A 19,759-nucleotide genomic window follows, 5' to 3' on the forward strand; every position below is an offset into this window, starting at 1 on the left:
CTTATTCTGCCGGTGCCATTGCGGCGGCGGGCTTAGGCTCGCCTTTCGCAACAGTCATCCAAAGGTTATAGGCCATGATCAGCGAGCCAACGAGGAACAGAACCCCACCAAGGCCACGCACAACCAACATCGGGAACTTCGGTCCGAGAGTGTCGGCGAAAGCGTTCACAAGGAAGCCTTGCGCATCAACTTCACGCCACATCAGACCTTCCATAATGCCGGTGACCCACATGGACGCCGCGTAGAGAACGATACCGATTGTCGCCAGCCAGAAGTGCCAGTTAACAAGCTTGAGGCTATAGAGACCGGTTTTGTTCCACAGTTTCGGGAAGAGATAGTAGAGCGCACCGAAGGTGATCATACCGTTCCAGCCAAGCGCACCAGAGTGCACGTGCCCGATAGTCCAGTCGGTGTAGTGGCTGAGAGAGTTCACAGCTTTGATCGACATCATCGGACCTTCGAAAGTGGACATGCCGTAGAAACCGATCGACACAACCATCATACGGATAATCGGGTCGGTGCGGAGTTTGTCCCATGCGCCTTGCAGCGTCATCAGACCGTTGATCATACCACCCCAGCTTGGCATCCAGAGAATGACCGAGAAGACCATACCGAGTGTCGAAGCCCATTCCGGCAGCGCTGTATAGTGAAGATGGTGTGGACCAGCCCAGATATACAGGAAGATCAGCGCCCAAAAGTGGATGATCGACAGCTTGTAGGAGTACACAGGGCGCTCTGCTTGTTTCGGCACGAAGTAGTACATCATGCCAAGGAAGCCCGCAGTCAGGAAGAAGCCCACCGCGTTGTGGCCGTACCACCATTGTGTCATCGCATCCTGAACACCTGCAAAGAGCTGAACCGAGCGCGAACCGAAGATCGAAACCGGGAGGCTCAGGTTGTTGACGATGTGAAGCATCGCAACAGTGACGATGAAGCCGAGATAGAACCAGTTCGCAACATAGATGTGCTTTTCTTTGCGGTTCATAATCGTGCCGAGGTACACCACAAGATAGGCAACCCAAACGATTGTGAGCCAGATATCTACATACCACTCAGGCTCTGCATATTCTTTGGACTGGGTAGCACCGAGAAGGTAGCCCGTCGCCGCGAGAACAATAAATAGGTTGTACCCCCAAAAAACGAACCACGCCAGATTGCCACCCCAGAGACGTGCGGCAGACGTTCGTTGAACAACATAAAAACTTGTACAAATCAGCGCATTACCACCAAAGGCAAAAATAACCGCCGATGTATGGAGCGGGCGAAGACGGCCAAAGTTGGCATATCCTTGGGCCCAATCAAAGTTCAGGACAGGGAAAGCAAGCTGAAACGCGATGAACGTACCGACCAAGAAACCGACGACACCCCAGAACACCGTGGCAATCGCGCCTGCCCGGATAACACCGTCCATATAACCGGTCGGGGTTGGCGGTTTTGGATCGCCGGTTTTGCGAACGGACCACAAAAACAGCCCCCCCGCGACAAGCATGACCAGTATGGCATGCACCTGATATGCAAAATCACGTGCATAGTTTGCGGCTATGGCGGCAAGTACCGTCACGAGCGCAAGCACGATCAGCTTAAGATAGTCCCACATTTTGTGTCCCTTCGTCCTTTCCCGACGCGATTCTAGCGCCCGGGTGCGTTCTTTGATCTCGGTATGTTTGCGAGCGTACTCACTCGCTTTGATCCATGTCAATTTTTACCATAGTATTGGTTGATCGAGGTCAATGTGACACAAAAGCAAATTTTATATTTTGCAAACAGAATGAAGGAGACATTTATGTCGTATAAATCAATTCTCTGTATTGCCTCAGCCCCAGCCACATGCGCAGCCGCGCTCGATTATGCCTGTGCATTGGCTAATCAGAACGAGGCTCATCTCGATGTTCTAAACCTCGGCGTAGACCGCACCCAAACGGGATATTACTACGCCGGCGCCAACGCGCTTATTCAGCAAGAGACAATTGAGCGCGCCAGCGCGGATGCCAAGGAAGTTGATGAATGGGCCCGCAAACGCCTTGAGGGCGAGACTTTCCCATGGGCCGCAGAACAAGCCGTCGTTCAAATTTCCGGTCTCAATCGCGTTGCAGCTCACCGCGCGCGATTTGCGGATGCTGTTGTATTGCCGAAACCCTATGGTGAGGCGCGCGACAGCGTAGACGAAGGTTTGGTCGAAGCCGCTCTGTTTGAAGGGAACGCGCCAATAATCGTTGTGCCAGATGCTCCCAAAGCACTCGGCGCGCCGAAGAATGTTGTGATCGGCTGGAACGAAAGCGTTGAGGCGCTTAACGCAGTTCGCGCTGCAATGCCGTTCTTGCTTGAGGCCGACCAAGTGAATATCGCCGTGATTGATCCGCCAACCCACGGGCCAAACCGTTCCGACCCCGGCGGGCTGCTTTCACAACTGCTGTCGCGTCATGGCATCCATGCCGAAATCTCGGTTCTGGCAAAATCGATGCCTCGCGTCGGGGATATCATGCTGCGTCACATCAGTGACCAGAACGCAGACATGCTGGTTATGGGCGCCTACGGGCACTCGCGCTTCCGCGAAGCAGTTTTAGGCGGCGCAACCCGCTACATGCTTGAAAACGCAGAAGTTCCGGTCTTCATGCGTCACTAATCACGCTTGGGTCGGGCAAGAAATTGCCCGCCCGCACTCATCGCGCGAGTTTAGATCGGCAATCCACCGTCGGCGTCATCACCGGACTCAAGCACCAGCTTTTGGAAATCCGGCACAATGATGTGACGCTTGCCTTGAAGTTCGATTAAACCGTCTTTCTTCAGAGCGGAAATCTGGCGGCTTACTGTCTCGAGTGTAAGTCCGAGGTAGTCGGACATTGCCTCTCGCGTAAGCGGCAGGTCGAAGCTCATCGAATCGCCAACGGTCTGGGTCGCAAGCATCGAGTTGCGGCGGGCGATAATTGCCAGCAGGCTGGCGATCTTTTCACGCGCGGTTTTGCGGCCAAGTAATAGCATCCACTCGCGCGCGGCATCCAACTCGTCCAACGTCATTTGCAAGAGTCGCTGCGCAACACGCGGAGTGGTCGAAACCAGTTCCTCAAACGGCTTCTTACGAAAACAACACATCACAAGATCGGTTGTTGCCACCACATCATAAGGCGCCGAATCGCGCCCTGGGCGACCGACAAAATCTGAAGGCAGAAGCAACCCGACCATCTGTGTGCGCCCGTCTTCGAGCGTTTGGGTCAGCGAGGCAATTCCAGACACCACCGACGCCACAAAATCCATACGGTCACCAGACCAAACCACCGTTTGGCCAGCTTCAAAGCTGCGGTAGTACTTCATTTCTTCAAGCAGAATGAGTTCTTCGGTCTCGCAGTGTGCACAAACCGCGCGCTTCCGAATGGGGCAATCGCCGCATTTATTGAAGTTTTTCGTCAGGTCAGGTGCAAACATTAAGGCGTCCGGTAATTGATATGTGTCAAAGTATGTGACCTTAACGGGGTCTATAGATACCCGCATGGAAACGAATATACAACTTGCCCGACACGGCCTTTTTGACGCGCGTGTCCCCCGCTACACAAGCTATCCGACATCACCGCATTTCGCGGGAAATGTTGGGCCTGATCTGTTTGCAGATTGGATTGGTGCGATCCCCGAAGGTGGGCAGATTTCGCTCTATATCCACGTGCCCTTCTGCCGTCGTTTGTGTTGGTTCTGCGCCTGCCGTACGCAAGGTACCTCTTCGGATGCGCCTGTGCGCGCTTATCTTGAAACGCTCAAAGCAGAAATCGAGATTCTGCGCTCCCGCCTTCCTCAGGGCGTCACTCTTGAGCGACTACATTGGGGCGGAGGAACACCAACGCTTCTGGCGCCCGATATGATGACAGAACTGGCCGAGGCAATCTATTCCGTTGCGCCTCTTGCTGAGGATGGCGAGTTTTCGGTTGAGATCGACCCTAACGAAATCGACGGTGCGCGCCTTGATGCCCTTGCCGCCGCAGGCCTGAACCGCGCTTCTATTGGTGTGCAGGATTTTGACCCTGAAATTCAGAAAGTCATCGGCCGCGAGCAAAGTTACGAGCTTACCGCCGAAGCCGTTCACGCGATTCGCGCGCGTGGCGTGAAGTCGCTCAACACCGATATACTCTATGGTCTGCCCTATCAGACTCCGGAGAAAATCACCGAAAGCGTACAGAAGCTTCTCTCGCTCGCGCCTGATCGCGTGGCGCTCTACGGTTATGCCCACGTCCCATGGATGGCGCGCCGTCAGACCATGATCCCAGAAGAAGCGCTGCCAAGCGCCGAGCAACGACTTGGGTTGTTTGAAACCGCGCAGAAGCTCTTTAAATGGGACGGCTATGATGAAATCGGTATCGACCACTTTGCGCTACCGAGCGACAGTTTGAGCATTGCCCAGAAAGCAGGGCGCCTGCGCCGCAACTTCCAAGGCTATACCGAGGACACTTCTGAAGTTCTTGTCGGGCTTGGCGCTTCGTCAATTTCAAAGTTCCCGCAGGGTTATGCGCAAAACGCTTCTGCCACATCGCAACACACAGCCGCCATTCGAGCGGGCGGGTTCTCCACCAAGCGCGGGCATCGCTTTACCGCCGAAGACAAACTCCGCGCGCGTCTGATCGAAGTTTTGATGTGTGATTTCGTGGTCGACGCCGCCGAGATTGCTGCCGAGCGCGGGCTGGCCAAAGCAGAGGTTGAAAAGCTAATCGCGCCGGTTGCCGCACAGTTTAGCGATGTTGTGAGCTACAAGAACGGACGCCTCGAGGTTCCACCATCCACTCGTCCGTTGACACGGGTGATTGCACGCAGCTTCGACGCCTACGAACTCTCAAAAACCGGCCATAGCTCCGCCGTGTAAAACGATTATCGCGCGACGTTCAAATCAAGGGCCGCCTTGATGAGCGTGCGCGTATATTCGGTTTGCGGATTGTCGAAAATCTGCTCCCGCGTGCCGGCCTCAACAACATCACCCTGCTTCATTACCACAACATTGTGGCTTAGAGCGCGTACGACCTTCAGGTCGTGACTGATGAACAGATAGCCAAGCTGATAACGATTTTGCAACTCGCGCAGGAGCGCAATGATTTGCTGCTGTACGGTACGGTCAAGCGCACTTGTCGGCTCGTCCAAAACAACCAGCTTGGGACGCAAAATCATAGCGCGTGCAATCGCGATCCTCTGGCGCTGCCCACCGGAGAACTCATGCGGGTAACGATCGATCGTTGCCGGATCAAGCCCCGTCTCGCGCATGATGTCCTGCACCAATTCGCGTGGGTCACGTCCTTTGCCAACGTCATGGATCGCAAGCCCCTCCGCAATAATCTCGCCCGCTGTCATTCGCGGCGAAAGAGAGCCGAACGGGTCTTGGAATACGATCTGCATATCCTTACGCAGCGGGGTGATATCACGGCTCTTGAGCGCATCAATCGCGCGGCCATCAAATTCGATACCGCCTTCCGACTGAATGAGCCGCATAATCGCCAGCGCCAGCGTCGTTTTGCCAGAACCGGATTCGCCCACAATCCCCAGCGTTTCGCCCGCACGCACCGAAATGCTCGCGGCATTCACCGCCTTTACATGGCCCACCGTGCGCTTGAGCAATCCACGATGGATAGGGAACCAAATACGCAGATCATCCGTCCGCACCAGCGTTTTCGCATCAGGCGCAACAGGCTCCGGTGCGCCGCTCGGCTCTGCATTCAGAAGCATTTGCGTATAGGGATGTTGCGGATTGTCAAAAATCTCTAGCGTCGGGCCAGTTTCAACAATCTCGCCATCCTTCATCACACACACACGATCCGCAATTTTGCGCACAATACCGAGGTCGTGGGTGATGAACAAAAGGCTCATCCCCTCGCTTTTCTTGAGGTCCGCAAGCAATTCGAGGATCTGGGCCTGAATGGTCACATCAAGTGCGGTTGTCGGTTCGTCCGCGATCAGGAGTTCTGGCCCGTTCGCAAGCGCCATGGCAATCATCACACGCTGACGTTGCCCGCCGGAAAGCTGGTGCGGATATGCATTCAACCGGCTCTCTGGGTCGTGAATACCCACCTTGGTCAACAGCTCAATAACCGCGTCGCGCGCCGCGTCACCTGTTTTGCCCTGATGGAGCAGAATACCTTCGGTAAGCTGCTTTTCGATGGTGTGAAGCGGATTAAGCGATGTCATCGGCTCTTGGAAAATGAAGCTGATATCATTGCCTCGCACACGGCGAAGCTCTTTCTCACTCGCGCCGATCATTTCGCTGCCGAGGTACTTCGCAGAGCCGCTCACTTCTGCATTATCCGACAAAAGCGATACTGTGGACAGCGCAGTGATGGACTTACCAGAGCCGGACTCCCCCACGAGAGCCACGGTTTCGCCCTCATCAACGTGGAAAGAAACCCCCTTCACGGCTTCTTTGCTTACGCCTTCCTGACGGAAGCTGATCCGCAGGTCTTTGACCTCAAGCGCGCGTTTTGTCATTGAAACACCTTCCGTGGGTCAAACGCATCGCGGATGCCTTCAAAGATAAAGACCAATAGCGACAGCATGATCGCAAAGGTAAAGAACGCCGTAAACGCCAACCATGGCGCTTGTAGGTTCTGTTTTGCCTGCTGGGTCAATTCACCAAGAGATGGTGCCGAAGGCGGCAATCCATACCCAAGGAAATCAAGCCCCGCCAGACCGCCAATCGCTCCCGTAATGATAAACGGCAGGAGCGTCAGCGTCGCAACCATCGCATTGGGCAGCATATGGCGGAACATAATCACACGATTTGACACGCCCAGCGCCTTGGCGGCCCGAACATATTCAAAGTTGCGCGCGCGCAGGAACTCTGCCCGTACCACGCCAACCAGCGCCGGCCAGCCAAACAGCACCGAAACAAAGACAAGCAGCCAGAAACTTCGCCCCAGTATCGAGAACAGGATGATAATCACGTAAAGGCTCGGCGTTGCGCCCCAGATTTCCAAAAGCCTCTGGAAAATGAGGTCTGTACGCCCGCCGAAATACCCCTGAACCGCACCAGCAATAATACCGAGCACAGAGGAAGCGCCAGTTACAATCAGCGCAAAGAATACCGAGAGCCGGAAACCATAGATCACCCGCGCCAACACGTCGCGCTTGGTGTCGTCTGTGCCGAGCCAGTTGTAGCTATCTGGCGGTGACGGTGCAGTTCCTGGGCGATCAACGGGGTTGCTGTAGCTGTTCGGAATAAGCGGCCAGATCATCCAGCCACGATCAATTTTCTCGCCATCAATCACGCCATCCTTGGCGTCTTCGATAAGCTCTTCGGGGCGGTCGAAACAATCAATATTTCCGCCCGTCGCAATAAGGCATTCCTGCCCTTCCCAAGCATAATCCGCCTCGCCCGGAAGGTCGCCACCGAATTGCGTTTCTGGATAAAACTTGAAAATCGGCATGTAGTATTCGCCCTGATACTTCACGAGGATCGGGCGGTCATTGGCAATGAACTCGGCAAAGCACGACGCAATGAAGAGGAACGAGAAGATGATAAGCGAGTAGAACGCGCGTTTATTGCGGCGGAAGTTACTCCAGCGGCGTTGATTAAGCGGAGAAAGTTCCACGTCAGCTTCCCCGCGATTCAAAGTCGATGCGCGGATCGACGAACACATACATCAAGTCCGACAAGATACCGATCACGAGGCCAATAAGCCCGAAGAAGAATAGCGTGCCGAACACCACCGCATAATCGCGTGAAACGGCAGCCTCAAATCCGAGACGGCCAAGACCATCGAGCGAGAATATGGTTTCGATGATAACAGAGCCGGTAAGGAAGATGCTGATGAAGAGCCCTGGAAAACCCGAGATCACAATCAGCATAGCATTGCGGAATACGTGGCCATACAGCACACGGCTCTCCGAAAGCCCCTTCGCGCGGGCCGTGATGACATATTGTTTGCGGATCTCGTCAAGGAAGCTGTTCTTAGTCAGGAGCGTAAGGCCCGCAAAGGCAGAAATGGTGCTGGCGATAATCGGCAGCGCCATATGCCAGAAGTAATCCGCGATTTTCATTGGCCAACTCAAATCGGACCAATTGTCGGATACGAGCCCACGCAGCGGGAAGATCTGCCAATAGGACCCCCCTGCAAACAGAACGATCAAAAGGATCGCAATCAAGAAACCCGGAAGCGCATAGGCCACGATAATCAGACCACTTGTCCAAGTATCAAAAGAGCTTCCGTCACGTACAGCTTTGCGAATTCCAAGCGGTATGGAAATGCAATAAGCAATCAGAGTGGACCAAAGCCCAAGCGAAATTGAAACGGGCAGCTTGTCTTTTACAAGTTCAAGAACTGGTTTGTCTTGGTTGTAACTCTCGCCAAAATCGAAGCGGATGTAGTTCCACATCATACTGAAAAAGCGCTCGACCGGAGGTTTATCAAAGCCGAACTGCCGCTCTAGCTCCGCGATTGCTTCGGGCGGTAAACCTCGTGCTCCGATGTACTTGCTTTCAAAGCCCCCGCCGACGTCGGATTCCTGAAACCCCGCGTCTCCTCCACCTCCAGAGATGGTGGCAAAGGCGTCGCCCTCCCCTTCGAGTTCAGCGAGGATTTGTTCAATTGGGCCGCCAGGCACAAATTGAACGAGCGTAAAGTTCACTACCATTATCCCGAACAACGTCGGAATAATCAGCAAGAGCCTTCGGAGTATGTAAGCGCCCATTGTGGTTCCCTATTTCAGCGCGCCCGAGGCCTTGAGCTTGGCCTCCTTTTCGGCGTCCTGCCACCAGAAGTCGAGGTATCCGAAATCAAAGGGCGGCAAGTCTTCGGGATAGGCGTACTTATCGTAATAGGCAATCGTATGAACGTCTTTGTACCATTCTGGCACCCAAATCCGCTCAACTCGCAACACACGATCAAGCGCGCGGACCGCAACATGCAGCTCCTCGCGGGTTTTGGCCGCCTTGATAATGTCGATGAGCCGATCCGTCGCCTCGCTACTGAAACCGGTTGGGTTAAAAATCGAAACTTCTGCTGTTTCGCTGCCCCAACGCTGCTCTAGGCCATCGCCCGGCTCGTATCCACCACCAAGGTGAGACGTGATGATATCGTAATCAAACGTCTGACGCCGCTCGGAAAACTGCGGGAAATCCACGCGATTGAGTGAGGCATTCACGCCAAGTTTTTTGAGGTTATCTACATAGGGCAGGATCACGCGATCAAAGGTCGGAGAGCGCTCGAGGAATTCAACGTCAAGCGTTTGCCCCTGTGCGTTGCGGCGCAAGCCGTCATTGCCAACAACCCATCCAGCCTCGTCCAACAGTTGTGAAGCGCGGCGCAGGTTGGTGCGATCAAGTTGGCGGCTTCCAGAGACAGGCGCCATCGGAACTTCTTCGTCAAACACTTCAGGGCGCAAAATATCGCGCATCGGCTCGAGCAGCGCCAATTCCTCGCCTTCGGGCAATCCTGTGGCCTGAAGCTCGGAGTTCTCCCAGAAGGAATTCACCCGTGCATAGAGCCCGTAAAACAGCGTTTCGTTGGACCATTCGAAATTGAACATCAGGCCAATTGCCTCGCGGACACGGATGTCCTGAAACTTTTCACGACGCAAGTTGAATACAAAGGCCTGACCAGAAGCGATGTTGCCATCAGGAAGCTCCGCCTGAACAACAGTGCCATTCTTCACGCCGGGAAAATCATATCCAGTTGCCCATTGTTTGGAGGAGTTTTCATTGCGGAAATGAACAACGCCTGATTTGAATGCCTCGAACGCTGCTGTCTGGTCACCGAAATATTCAATGCGAATTCGATCGAAATTGTTTCGGCCTTTGTTGATTGGCAAATCCGCGCCCCAATAATCGGGGTTCCGCTCGTAAACAAGCCGACGCCCAACATCCATATCCGCGCGCATGTAGGGGCCAGAGCCGGGAGGTGTTTCAAGGCGGCTCTCATCGAGAATAGCGCCGGTTTCTTCAAACCAAGCCGCTTTGAAAATCGGAAGGCCGCCTACGTTTTCAATAACATCGCGCTTTTCGATTCCGTCCTTGAAGGTGAATTTGATCGAATGCGGTGAAAGAACTTCGGCGGATTCAACCTGCTTGGCGAGGATCGTGCGATAAGAGGTCAGCCCTTCCTTTAGGAAAAGGTTGTAGACGAAGAACACGTCTTCCGCCGTTACAGGCGTGCCGTCGGAGAACTTCGCCTCTGGGCGCATGTGGAACACAACCCAGCTCTTATCCTCTGGGTATTCGAGCCGTTCAGCAAGAAGTCCATAGGAGCTTCCGATTTCGTCGGCTGTTCCTGCTAACAGCGATTCATACATTATAGTCGACAGTGCGCCGCCCGTCCCTTTGCGCGAATATGGGTTCATGGAGTCAAAGCTACCCACGACAGCGAGCGACATTTCCCCGCCCTTCGGGGCGTCTGGGTTCACATAATCGAGATGTTCAAAGTCGGCGGAATATTTCAGCTCACCAAAAGTCGAAACGCCGTAGGAGGAAATGACCTTTTCATCGGCCTGCGCAAGAGTCGCGCCAAGAAGAGCAACCAAACTGGCAACTACGAATGTCCAGAATTCCAACTGCTTAAGTCTGTTTGTTTTCGGGACTACTCTGGCAACTGCACTTGGCTTGGACATGTTCTCTCCTCCGAACGCGTTTCTTTTTATGTAGCGTTTGGGATAGCCTAATTACCATCGGCAAACATTCAAGTTGAGAATACGTGAACACTTCGTGTTTTTGCCGATAAACACGAAAAAGGGCTGCTCCCAGCGGAAACAGCCCAAAATCAGATCAATTGTTCAGCAGCTTAGCCGCCGATTGTTTGCATATACGCAATCAGGTTGGCGCGGTCTTGGGCCTTTTTCAAACCAGAGAAGCCCATTTTTGTTCCTGGCGCATAGCCTTTTGGATTCTCAAGGAAGCCGTCAAGCGCCTCAGGTGTCCAGTTTCCTTCCATGCCTGTTAGGACGTCGGAATAGGAGAAGCCTGCAACCGAAGCGATGTCACGGTCAACAGCACCATAGAGGTGTGGGCCTGTGCCGTTCGCGCCATCTTCGATTTTGTGGCACGCCTTACATTTACCGAAGACTTTTTCGCCTTTGCCTGCGTCAGCAGTAGCAAGAAGCTCTTCAAAGGTCGGGCCGTCATCGGCGACTTCGGCAACGTCGCTGCCACCGGTTTCAATCAGGTAACCCTGTGCAGCGTGATCGTCACCATGGCCACCGCCAGTGTGATACAGCGCTTCCGCAGCCCAGCTCCCAAGAAGGAAGAAAAGAAGAGCGCCACAAAAAGCGCCCAGAATTTTAGTCATAGTCATTGTGTCGAACATGTCGCGTTCCATCTCGATCGAAGTTTGTCGATGTGTAGCCCCTTCCATATGCAAAGAGCAAGATGTAGTTACCGCGACCAATCGCCCTTTTTAGGAAAACCGCCCCGGAGACCCTGTTTTATGACAAAACGTATCGCATTTCAGGGGGAACCCGGTGCTTATTCGCATCAGGCTTGCCGGGAATCACGCCCCGATTACGAGCCTTTGCCCTGCCCGACCTTCCAATCTGCCATCGAAGCGGTGCGCCGTGGCGACGCTGATTTGGGCATGATTGCGGTTGAGAACTCCACTTACGGGCGCGTCGCCGACGTTCATTCTTTGCTTCCATCGAGCGGGCTGCAAATCATAGGCGAGGCCTTTGTACGGGTGAACATCAACCTCATGGCGTTGCCCGGAACCAAACTTGCGGATGTGAAGCGCGTCCGCTCGATGGGGATTTTGCTCGGCCAATGTCGCACATTCTTGCGCGACAATGGCATCGACACGCTGAACTGGTCGGATAATGCCGCCGCCGCGCGCGAGATTGCGTCCCTTGGCGATCCTGCCGAGGGCGCACTTGCAAGTGAGCTGGCTGCGGAGATTTACGGGCTGGATGTTTTGGCTCGAAACATCGAGGACGAGGGTAACAACACCACGCGATTCCTAATTATGGCGCGCGAGGCCGACCTAAGCCGCCGCGGCAAACACGGGATGATTACGAGCTTCGTGTTCCGCGTCCGCAACATTCCTGCTGCGCTCTATAAAGCCATGGGCGGATTTGCCACCAACGGCGTCAACATGACCAAGCTCGAAAGCTACATGGTCGGCGGCAAATTCACGGCAACGCAGTTTTATGCCGAGATCGAAGGCCATCCCGACGATCGCAACGTAAAACTTGCTCTTGAGGAGCTGGACTATTTCACGGACCACATCGGCTTGATGGGTGTGTTCCCTGCCGATCCGCGCCGCAACCAGACCCACGGATAGCAACGCAAACGCCGTGCAACCAAATTGTCCACTGTGGCTTTCGCGGCTACGGCGTTTCCATTAATGACCCAAGTCTCTATGTTGTGGCGACGAACAGGAGGCGCATATGGCAGTCCGTCGGATCGTTGCAAACATCAAAACAGACAAGCCGAGCAAGGTGCAAACCTTCTATAAAGAGCTATTCGATCTAACTGTACTGATGGATTTCGAATGGATCATCACGCTTGGCACCGACGAACACTGTTCGCCTCAAATCAGCTTGATGAACGAAGGCGGCTCGGGTGCTTCTGTTCCGGATTTATCCATCGAAGTTGATGACGTGAACGCCACATTTGCCCGCGCCAAGGAGTTGGGCTTTGACATCACTTATGACCTAACTGATGAGCCATGGGGCGTTCGGCGGTTTTTTTGTTACAGACCCAACAGGCAAGACCCTCAACGTTTTGTCACACACGACTTGAGCGCATACTTCTCTGACCCGCTTACGCAGCTAAGAAGGTGACATCGCGTTGTATCGATCTTCGATATCCTGCGCGACCTGACCGACGCGCCTTCTAAAGCGGCGATAAATTTTGGCGCGTGTGAGCTTTGCAGTCTGTAGCAAAAGCCTTGCAGTTAGCGACTTGGCGCGCGTATCAACACAGACAGTGAGCCTTGTGCGTGTTCGCGACAAGGGGACCAGATCGATGATCATGTCACCTTCAAGCCCACCAACAGCGCCATTCACAAGATACCCCTGAGCAGGGTCAATACGCACTAAAGCTGCCTTAAGCCGCCTTTCACGCCCACGATAATTGAACTTGGCATCCCAACTCCGCTCAGGTTCGCCTTTCTCGGGATCACCTGTTGCGACACCCACCTCGATTCCCCGACGAAATGCGAGGCGCTCAAACGCAGGGAAATCTGAAACGGCCTGAAAAACCACGCTCAAGGGGGCTTCGATATCTTCACGGCTCTCAAGTTTCATGGCGACCTTCGCGTTCCAATCCTATTGCGTGCCTTTTTTGCGTCATTCCAGCTTGTCTGCAAGCCAATTTACAATCATGAAATGCGCGATCGAGCCAACACGCGGCGCATAGATTTCCGCGTTTTCGCCGGCAACTATCGCCGCCATCTCCTCGCGCGTGACCCAACGGGCGTCTTCGATTTCAACAGGATCGATAACGATGTCTTCGTTCTCGGCGAACCCATGACATCCGATCATCAGCGAGGACGGAAACGCCCACGGCTGACTGGCAAGATAATCAACGCGCCCGACGCGAATGGCGGTTTCTTCAAAGACTTCGCGGCGCACGGCGGCCTCAATCGGCTCTCCTGGTTCGACAAATCCGGCAAGTGTTGAATACATCCCTTCCGGCCAAAACGGGCTGCGGCCAATTAAGAGTTTATTGCCGCGCGTTACCAACATGATCACGACGGGATCGGTGCGCGGAAAATGCGGAGCGGAACAAGCCGGACAGTTCCGTTGCCAGCCGCCCATTGCCATAACCGAAGGCGCCCCACATTTTGCGCAAAATTTGTGGCTCGCATGCCAGTTCAACAGCGCCTTAGCCGTTGATAGCAATTCAGCGGATCGCGGATCTAAAACTGACATGATCGCGCGTAACTCGGCAAGGATCGCGCCCTCCCCACATGGGGGGCATGCCTGCTCGCTCGCATCGAAATTATCACCGACTGTGGCAAGATCTTGCTGCTCAGGTTCCCATAAAGAAACGTCGGTTGCGAAGATCGCGCGATCTCCTTCAAGCCCAAGGAAAAGATACTCCCCAGTGCTATTCTCAAGAAACGGATGCCCGCAATCAAGCCGAAGCGCCGCTCCCCGCGCATCCTCATGCACCAAAACTTTGCCGCGCCATATTGGAAGGATATCACCCTTAGAACGAAGCGCCTCGAGCTTCTCTGCGTCCGCACGCAATTGTGCGGCACGGTCAAGTTTGGAGCCGCCAAATACGACCTGTTCTGAAATTTTCACCGCCCGCATGCTCCTGTCTGTTCGGCGGTACAATCGTGTCTAGCATCAGGAATGACAAGAGACGTTGCAGAATAATCATAGTTGAGCAAAATACCTCAAACACAACTTAAAGTTGATTGTGATAGTTGCCCAATTTTGAGAATTGTTATTTCCGTGTCATGCTCACCCGATATTTGAAGTCCACATTTCGGGAGAATTTTCATGACACACACAAAACAAATACCACTTAGCCGGCGTCATTTTCTCGCTGGCGCCGCCGCAGGAACAACAGTGCTTACACTCCATCCCTACTCCGTACATGCAGCGTCAAATCAAGCGCATTTGCGGATTATGGAAACGACTGACTTGCATGTTCATGTGTACCCATACGATTACTATTCGGACAAACCGATAGATACAGTTGGCCTTGCCCGTACGGCCGCACACATCGTGGATATTCGGAACGAGGCAACAAACTCGATCCTGCTCGACAACGGAGATTTCCTACAAGGCAACCCGATGGGCGATTACATCGCATATGAACGCGGCATGGCCGAAGGAGATATGCACCCGGTTATTGCGGCGATGAATGCAGTTGGCTTTGATGCCTCTACGCTTGGCAACCACGAATTCAACTACGGCCTTGATTTCCTGATGAAATCTCTGGCGGGGGCGAACTTCCCGATTGTCTCGGCCAATGTGGTGACAGAGCGTGGCGCTTCTCCGCGCGAGGATAAAACGCTGCTCAAGCCTTACGTGATCCTTGACCGCATGGTGACAGACGGCGCAGGCGCTGAGCATTCGATCAAGATCGGTATGATCGGCTTTGTGCCACCTCAAATCATGAACTGGGATCGCCGCCATCTAGAGGGCAATGTCTCGACCCGCGACATCCTCGAAGCTGCCCGTGCCTATGTGCCGGAAATGAAAGAGGCTGGAGCCGACATTATCATCGCACTGAGCCATTCCGGCATCGGGTCTGCGGATGAAACCGAACTGATGGAAAACGCATCCGTGCCGCTGGCCCAAGTCGAGGGAATCGACGCGATCATGACCGGCCACAGCCACCTTGTATTCCCCAGCTCGCGCTATGAAGGATTTGCTGGTGTGGACGCCGAAAAGGGCACAATTCATGGCAAGCCCGCAGCAATGGGCGGCTTCTGGGGAAGCCACCTTGGCGTAATTGACCTTATGCTCGAAAATTCGGGCGGCGAATGGAAGGTCGCAGCCAGCGCGAGCGAAGCCCGCCCGATTTCCAAACGCAACGAAGACCGCTCAATCACCCCGCTTGTGGAAAGTCAGGATTTCGTGCTGGCCTCTGTTGCCAAGGACCACGAAGAGACCCTCGCCTATGTCCGTCGTGCAGTTGGTAAAACCAGCGCACCGCTTCACAGCTATTTCGCGCTTGTGGCGGATGACCCTTCGGTTCAGATCGTCTCGATTGCCCAGAAATGGTATATTGAAGAGATGCTGAAGGGCACCGAGCACGAAGGGCTTCCGGTACTTTCGGCTGCCGCTCCATTCAAAGCGGGTGGTCGTGGTGGGCCAGAGTATTACACCGACGTTCCCGCTGGCGACGTTGCAATCAAAAACGTGGCCGACCTGTATCTCTATCCGAATACCGCCCGCGCGGTTCGGGTAACGGGAGCGCAACTCAAAGACTGGCTTGAGCGCTCTGCGGGAATGTTCAACCAAGTCGAGGCAGGCAAGGCGGATCAGGTTCTGCTCAACCCCGAGTTCCCGAGCTACAACTTCGATGTGATCGACGGCGTGAGCTATCAGATTGACCTGTCGCAGCCATCGAAATACGGCCCGAAAGGCGAGCTTGAAGCGCCAGATGCGAACCGCATTGTCGACCTCACATATGATGGCGCACCTGTCACGCCAGATCAGGAGTTTATCATCGCCACCAACAACTACCGCGCAAGCGGCGGCGGTGATTTCCCTGGAGCGAAGGGCGACACCATCGTGTTCGAAGGGCCAGACACCAACCGCGACGTTATCGTGCGCTATATCGTCGAACAGGGAACGATCAATCCTTCCGCCGATGGCAACTGGTCGTTCAAACCACTCGCCGACACAAGCGTACTTTTTGATACCGGACCAAAGGCCAAAGACTACCTCGATGATCTGACCACGCTGAACATTGAGGCCGCAGGCGACGGACCAGACGGTTTTGCGCGCTTCCGCATCACGCTCTGAACCTTAATTCAAACGAAAAATGCAAAGGGCGGCGCGTAAGCCGCCCTTTTTCCGACCACCGACAGGGCTTGAATAACATCGCGACTCGGACTATCTGGTGGGTCGAGAGGTTGGCGCGGGCGAACGCCTCGCCAACTCGGTCAGGTCCGGAAGGAAGCAGCCGTAACGAGTACCGTTTGGGTCGATGTCCAATCTCTCACCTAAGTTCAGACATGAGCGACTTTCAGAAGGAGGCCATTTTTCATGAGTGTTACATGCCTCCGGGCCATCGCGCGCTGACGCGGGGCCGCCGTTTTTCCCTAATCTTTACCTCACACTTCGTGAGCGGTTGCCGTTATAGTAAAGCAACTGCCCGAAACGGGATTCAAAATGTCTGAAGAAAACACTCTTTCCGACCTTGGATGGTCGCATCATTTCCAATCGCAACTTACCGACGAAGACGCGGGCGCGCGCCCCATGCGCGTATCCGAAGTACACCGCAGCAGCCTAACGGCACTTGATACTGCTGGCGCACATTTCATCGTCTTTTCCGCACAGATCACCTCCGGCGATGTTGCCGTGGGGGACTGGATACTCGTCGAAGCGGATGCGGATCGCATTATCCGTGTACTTGATCGCAAATCACACTTATCACGCCGCGCCGCAGGGCCTGAATTGCGCGAACAGCTTGTGGCAGCCAATGTCGATACACTGTTCATCGTCACGTCCTGCAACGCGGATTTCAACGAAGCGCGACTTGAGCGGTTCATTTCGATGGCATTCGAAGCCAACGCGACCCCGATCATCGTCATCACGAAGGCGGATCAAACGGATGATAACGGTGCAGACTATGTGCGCCGCGCCGAGAAGCTCTCGCTTGGCCAAGTTGCGATCCCTATCAATGCCAAAGACCCCGCCGACCTAGAACGATTAATGAGTTGGTGCGGCCCGAAAGAAACCATTGCCCTTCTTGGCTCTTCGGGTGTGGGCAAAACCACGATCACCAACGGAATTGCAGGAACAAGCGAGGCAACATCCGACATTCGCGAGGATGACGCCAAAGGCCGCCACACCACAACGGCGCGGTCGCTGCATCGTATTGATGGCGGTGGCTGGCTGGTGGACACGCCAGGTATGCGGGAGTTCGGTTTGTTCGAAGCCGCTGACGGCATCAATGCGGTTTTTCAGGATGTTCTAGAGTTTGCTGAGAACTGCAAGTTCCGCGATTGCGCTCATGAAAGCGAGCCGGGATGCGCGGTGCGGGCAGCGATTGAGCGTGGTGAACTTGATGCGGATCGGCTGGAGCGTTGGCGCAAGCTACAACGCGAGGATGCCCATCAAAGCGAAACAATTGCTCAATCCCGCAAGCGCGGCAAAGACTTTGCGCGCATGGTCAAAGACGTGAAGAAAGTTAAACACCGCAAATACCGCGGCGATTAACGTGCTTTCGCCTATGGCCTCCGATGGAATACGCGGAGGCCAATCTGCCTGCTGCAAACAAATTTCCATCACGGCGCTGGACGTTCAACGGCCACCCCTTTAACCTGCATTCGACACAAACGGGGGTTCCATGAGCGACAGCGAAGCCAGTCAGCAAAGCGGCAGTAAATATCAGGTTCTGGCGCGGAAATACCGCCCTGAAGTCTTTGCCGATCTCGTTGGCCAAGACGCCATGGTCCGCACCCTCAAAAACGCATTTGAAGCGGACCGGATCGCGCAAGCCTTTATCATGACCGGTATTCGCGGCACGGGGAAAACCACCACTGCGCGGATTATTGCAAAAGGCATGAACTGTATCGGCCCGGACGGCACAAGCGGCCCGACAACAGAGCCCTGCGGCGAATGCGAGCACTGCGTTGCCATCATGGAAGGCCGCCACGTTGACGTGATGGAGATGGACGCCGCCAGCCGCACGGGCGTCAACGACATTCGCGAAATTATCGAAAGCGTTGCCTATCGCGCCGCTTCTGCCCGCTATAAAATCTATATCATCGACGAGGTGCACATGCTCTCGACGAGTGCGTTTAACGCGCTCCTCAAGACCCTCGAAGAGCCGCCAGAGCATGTGAAATTCATCTTTGCGACAACCGAAATCCGCAAGGTTCCGGTAACTGTTCTATCTCGCTGTCAGCGATTTGATCTTCGCCGGATCGAACCGGAAGTGATGATCGCACTGATGCGCAAAATAGCAAAATCAGAGGGTGCCGAGATTTCTGATGACGCGCTCGCGCTTATCACGCGCGCTTCCGAGGGCTCGGTGCGGGATGCGACCTCGCTTCTGGATCAGGCGATTGCGCATGGCGCAGGTGAAACCACCGCCGATCAGGTACGCTCAATGTTGGGTCTTGCCGATCGTGGACGGGTGCTTGATCTTTTTGACATGATCGTACGCGGTGATGCGGCCTCTGCCCTCGCGGAGCTATCAGGCCAATACGCCGATGGTGCCGATCCGATGGCCGTTCTGCGCGATTTGGCGGAGATCACCCATTGGGTTTCCGTGATTAAGATCACCCCAGAAGCCGCCGAAGACCCAACCGTCGGGCCGGACGAGCGCAACCGTGGGCAGGCCATGGCAGAAAAGCTCCCCATGCGCGTGATGACGCGGATGTGGCAGATGCTCTTGAAAGCACTTGAAGAGGTTTCCGCGGCGCCCAACGCGATGATGGCCGCCGAAATGGCCGTGATCCGCCTCACTCATGTTGCCGACCTACCGACATTCGGCGAATTGATGAAACAGGTCTATGATGCGCCAAGCTTCCCGCCCAGCGGTGGCGGAGGTGGCGGCGGCCACGCAATCTCGAATGGCGCACCAACCAACGCTGGCGCAACGCAAGCTGTTTCGCCTTCCTCTGCGGGCAGCGAAACCCGCATGATTGCTGGTGGCGGCGCAGTTACGGACAATTCGCCCGAAGCAGCACTCGCGCATTACGGCAGCTTCCAGAGGGTCGTGGACCTTATCAGTGCAAGCCGCGATGGATTGCTGAAGGTCGAGATCGAGAAATACATACAGCTTGCGAATTACTCCCCCGGCCGCATCGAGTTCCAACCAACCGATGATGCACCGCGAGACCTTGCCCAACGGCTCGGCCAAAAACTTCGCGCACTGACGGGCGTTCGTTGGGCGGTTACATTGGTGAACGAAGGCGGCGCGCCGACGATAGAGCAAGTTCGCGACGCCAAAGAGCTTGAAACCAAAGCCAAGGCCGAGGCGCACCCGCTGGTTCAGGCGGTGCTCACCAAATTCCCTGGTGCGGAGATCGCCAAGATCCGTACTCTCGAAGAAATCACAAAAGAAGCGGCGGAATCTTCGCTGGCCGAAGTTGAGGACGAATGGGATCCTTTCGAGGACCAATAGCCTTGCACCCCGCCTCACAGGCCCCTATCTCGGGGGCAACGGAATAAGGAG

16 protein-coding genes and 1 other RNA gene are annotated in these 19,759 nt (G+C 54.8%); 8 read left to right on the forward strand and 9 right to left on the reverse strand.

What is annotated here, in order from left to right; translation table 11 throughout:
- Window position 1 precedes the first annotated feature (1 nt).
- On the reverse strand, window positions 2-1,597 hold the full coding sequence (gene ccoN, locus OU789_RS12220) for a cytochrome-c oxidase, cbb3-type subunit I (protein WP_263952183.1): 1,596 nt from the start codon (window positions 1,595-1,597) through the stop codon (window positions 2-4).
- A gap of 186 nt (window positions 1,598-1,783) precedes the next feature.
- Between ccoN and OU789_RS12225 the strand changes: the two genes are divergently transcribed.
- On the forward strand, window positions 1,784-2,623 hold the full coding sequence (locus tag OU789_RS12225) for a universal stress protein (protein WP_263952182.1): 840 nt from the start codon (window positions 1,784-1,786) through the stop codon (window positions 2,621-2,623).
- A gap of 50 nt (window positions 2,624-2,673) precedes the next feature.
- On the opposite strand, the gene fnrL is transcribed toward OU789_RS12225, so the two are convergent.
- Window positions 2,674-3,420 carry a transcriptional regulator FnrL gene (gene fnrL, locus OU789_RS12230; protein ID WP_263952181.1) on the reverse strand — a complete coding sequence of 249 codons (747 nt, stop codon included), beginning with the start codon at window positions 3,418-3,420 and terminating at the stop codon, window positions 2,674-2,676.
- A 64-nt stretch (window positions 3,421-3,484) separates the two neighbouring features.
- Between fnrL and hemN the strand changes: the two genes are divergently transcribed.
- The gene (hemN, locus tag OU789_RS12235) at window positions 3,485-4,840 is read left to right on the forward strand and encodes an oxygen-independent coproporphyrinogen III oxidase (RefSeq protein ID WP_274655843.1); all 1,356 of its coding nucleotides are present in this window, start codon (window positions 3,485-3,487) and stop codon (window positions 4,838-4,840) included.
- A 5-nt stretch (window positions 4,841-4,845) separates the two neighbouring features.
- On the opposite strand, the gene OU789_RS12240 is transcribed toward hemN, so the two are convergent.
- From OU789_RS12240 to OU789_RS12260, 5 genes are all read right to left on the reverse strand, one after another.
- Window positions 4,846-6,447: an ABC transporter ATP-binding protein gene (locus tag OU789_RS12240; RefSeq protein WP_274655844.1), complete on the reverse strand. Its 1,602-nt coding sequence runs from the start codon at window positions 6,445-6,447 to the stop codon at window positions 4,846-4,848.
- Window positions 6,444-7,550, reverse strand: a complete 1,107-nt coding sequence (locus OU789_RS12245) for an ABC transporter permease (protein WP_274655845.1) — start codon at window positions 7,548-7,550, stop codon at window positions 6,444-6,446. Before OU789_RS12245 ends, OU789_RS12240 begins: the two co-directional genes overlap by 4 nt.
- 1 nt (window position 7,551) lies before the next feature.
- A complete protein-coding gene (locus OU789_RS12250) occupies window positions 7,552-8,649 on the reverse strand; it encodes a microcin C ABC transporter permease YejB (protein WP_274655846.1) in 1,098 nt (365 codons plus the stop codon).
- Window positions 8,650-8,658: 9 nt separating this feature from the next.
- A complete protein-coding gene (locus OU789_RS12255; RefSeq protein ID WP_274655847.1) occupies window positions 8,659-10,563 on the reverse strand; it encodes an extracellular solute-binding protein in 1,905 nt (634 codons plus the stop codon).
- A 170-nt stretch (window positions 10,564-10,733) separates the two neighbouring features.
- Window positions 10,734-11,255, reverse strand: coding sequence for a c-type cytochrome (locus OU789_RS12260; RefSeq protein ID WP_263952174.1), 522 nt, complete (start codon window positions 11,253-11,255; stop codon window positions 10,734-10,736).
- A gap of 120 nt (window positions 11,256-11,375) precedes the next feature.
- On the opposite strand from OU789_RS12260, the gene OU789_RS12265 reads away from it, so the two are divergent.
- A complete protein-coding gene (locus OU789_RS12265) occupies window positions 11,376-12,221 on the forward strand; it encodes a prephenate dehydratase (protein ID WP_274655848.1) in 846 nt (281 codons plus the stop codon).
- A gap of 106 nt (window positions 12,222-12,327) precedes the next feature.
- Window positions 12,328-12,723 (forward strand): VOC family protein, encoded by a 396-nt coding sequence (locus OU789_RS12270; protein ID WP_274655849.1) that lies wholly within the window; start codon window positions 12,328-12,330, stop codon window positions 12,721-12,723.
- Here the strand turns inward: OU789_RS12270 and OU789_RS12275 are convergent.
- On the reverse strand, window positions 12,712-13,188 hold the full coding sequence (locus OU789_RS12275; RefSeq protein ID WP_274655850.1) for an SRPBCC family protein: 477 nt from the start codon (window positions 13,186-13,188) through the stop codon (window positions 12,712-12,714). The genes OU789_RS12270 and OU789_RS12275 overlap by 12 nt on opposite strands.
- A gap of 42 nt (window positions 13,189-13,230) precedes the next feature.
- The gene (gene nudC, locus OU789_RS12280; protein WP_274655851.1) at window positions 13,231-14,193 is read right to left on the reverse strand and encodes an NAD(+) diphosphatase; all 963 of its coding nucleotides are present in this window, start codon (window positions 14,191-14,193) and stop codon (window positions 13,231-13,233) included.
- 201 nt (window positions 14,194-14,394) lie between these two features.
- On the opposite strand from nudC, the gene OU789_RS12285 reads away from it, so the two are divergent.
- The 4 genes from OU789_RS12285 to OU789_RS12300 all read left to right on the forward strand — a co-directional run bounded on the left by OU789_RS12285 (window position 14,395) and on the right by OU789_RS12300 (window position 19,708).
- Entirely contained in the window at window positions 14,395-16,374 is a 1,980-nt protein-coding gene (locus OU789_RS12285) for a bifunctional 2',3'-cyclic-nucleotide 2'-phosphodiesterase/3'-nucleotidase (protein WP_274655852.1), read from the forward strand.
- Between the two features lie 103 nt (window positions 16,375-16,477).
- Window positions 16,478-16,576, forward strand: an RNA gene (gene ffs / locus OU789_RS12290) — signal recognition particle sRNA small type.
- 167 nt (window positions 16,577-16,743) lie between these two features.
- The gene (gene rsgA / locus OU789_RS12295) at window positions 16,744-17,793 is read left to right on the forward strand and encodes a ribosome small subunit-dependent GTPase A (RefSeq protein ID WP_274655853.1); all 1,050 of its coding nucleotides are present in this window, start codon (window positions 16,744-16,746) and stop codon (window positions 17,791-17,793) included.
- A 130-nt stretch (window positions 17,794-17,923) separates the two neighbouring features.
- The gene (locus OU789_RS12300; RefSeq protein ID WP_274655854.1) at window positions 17,924-19,708 is read left to right on the forward strand and encodes a DNA polymerase III subunit gamma/tau; all 1,785 of its coding nucleotides are present in this window, start codon (window positions 17,924-17,926) and stop codon (window positions 19,706-19,708) included.
- Window positions 19,709-19,759: the final 51 nt, after the last annotated feature.

The sequence above is a fragment of the Halocynthiibacter sp. C4 genome (assembly GCF_028823805.1).
Lineage (GTDB): Bacteria > Pseudomonadota > Alphaproteobacteria > Rhodobacterales > Rhodobacteraceae > Falsihalocynthiibacter > Falsihalocynthiibacter halioticoli.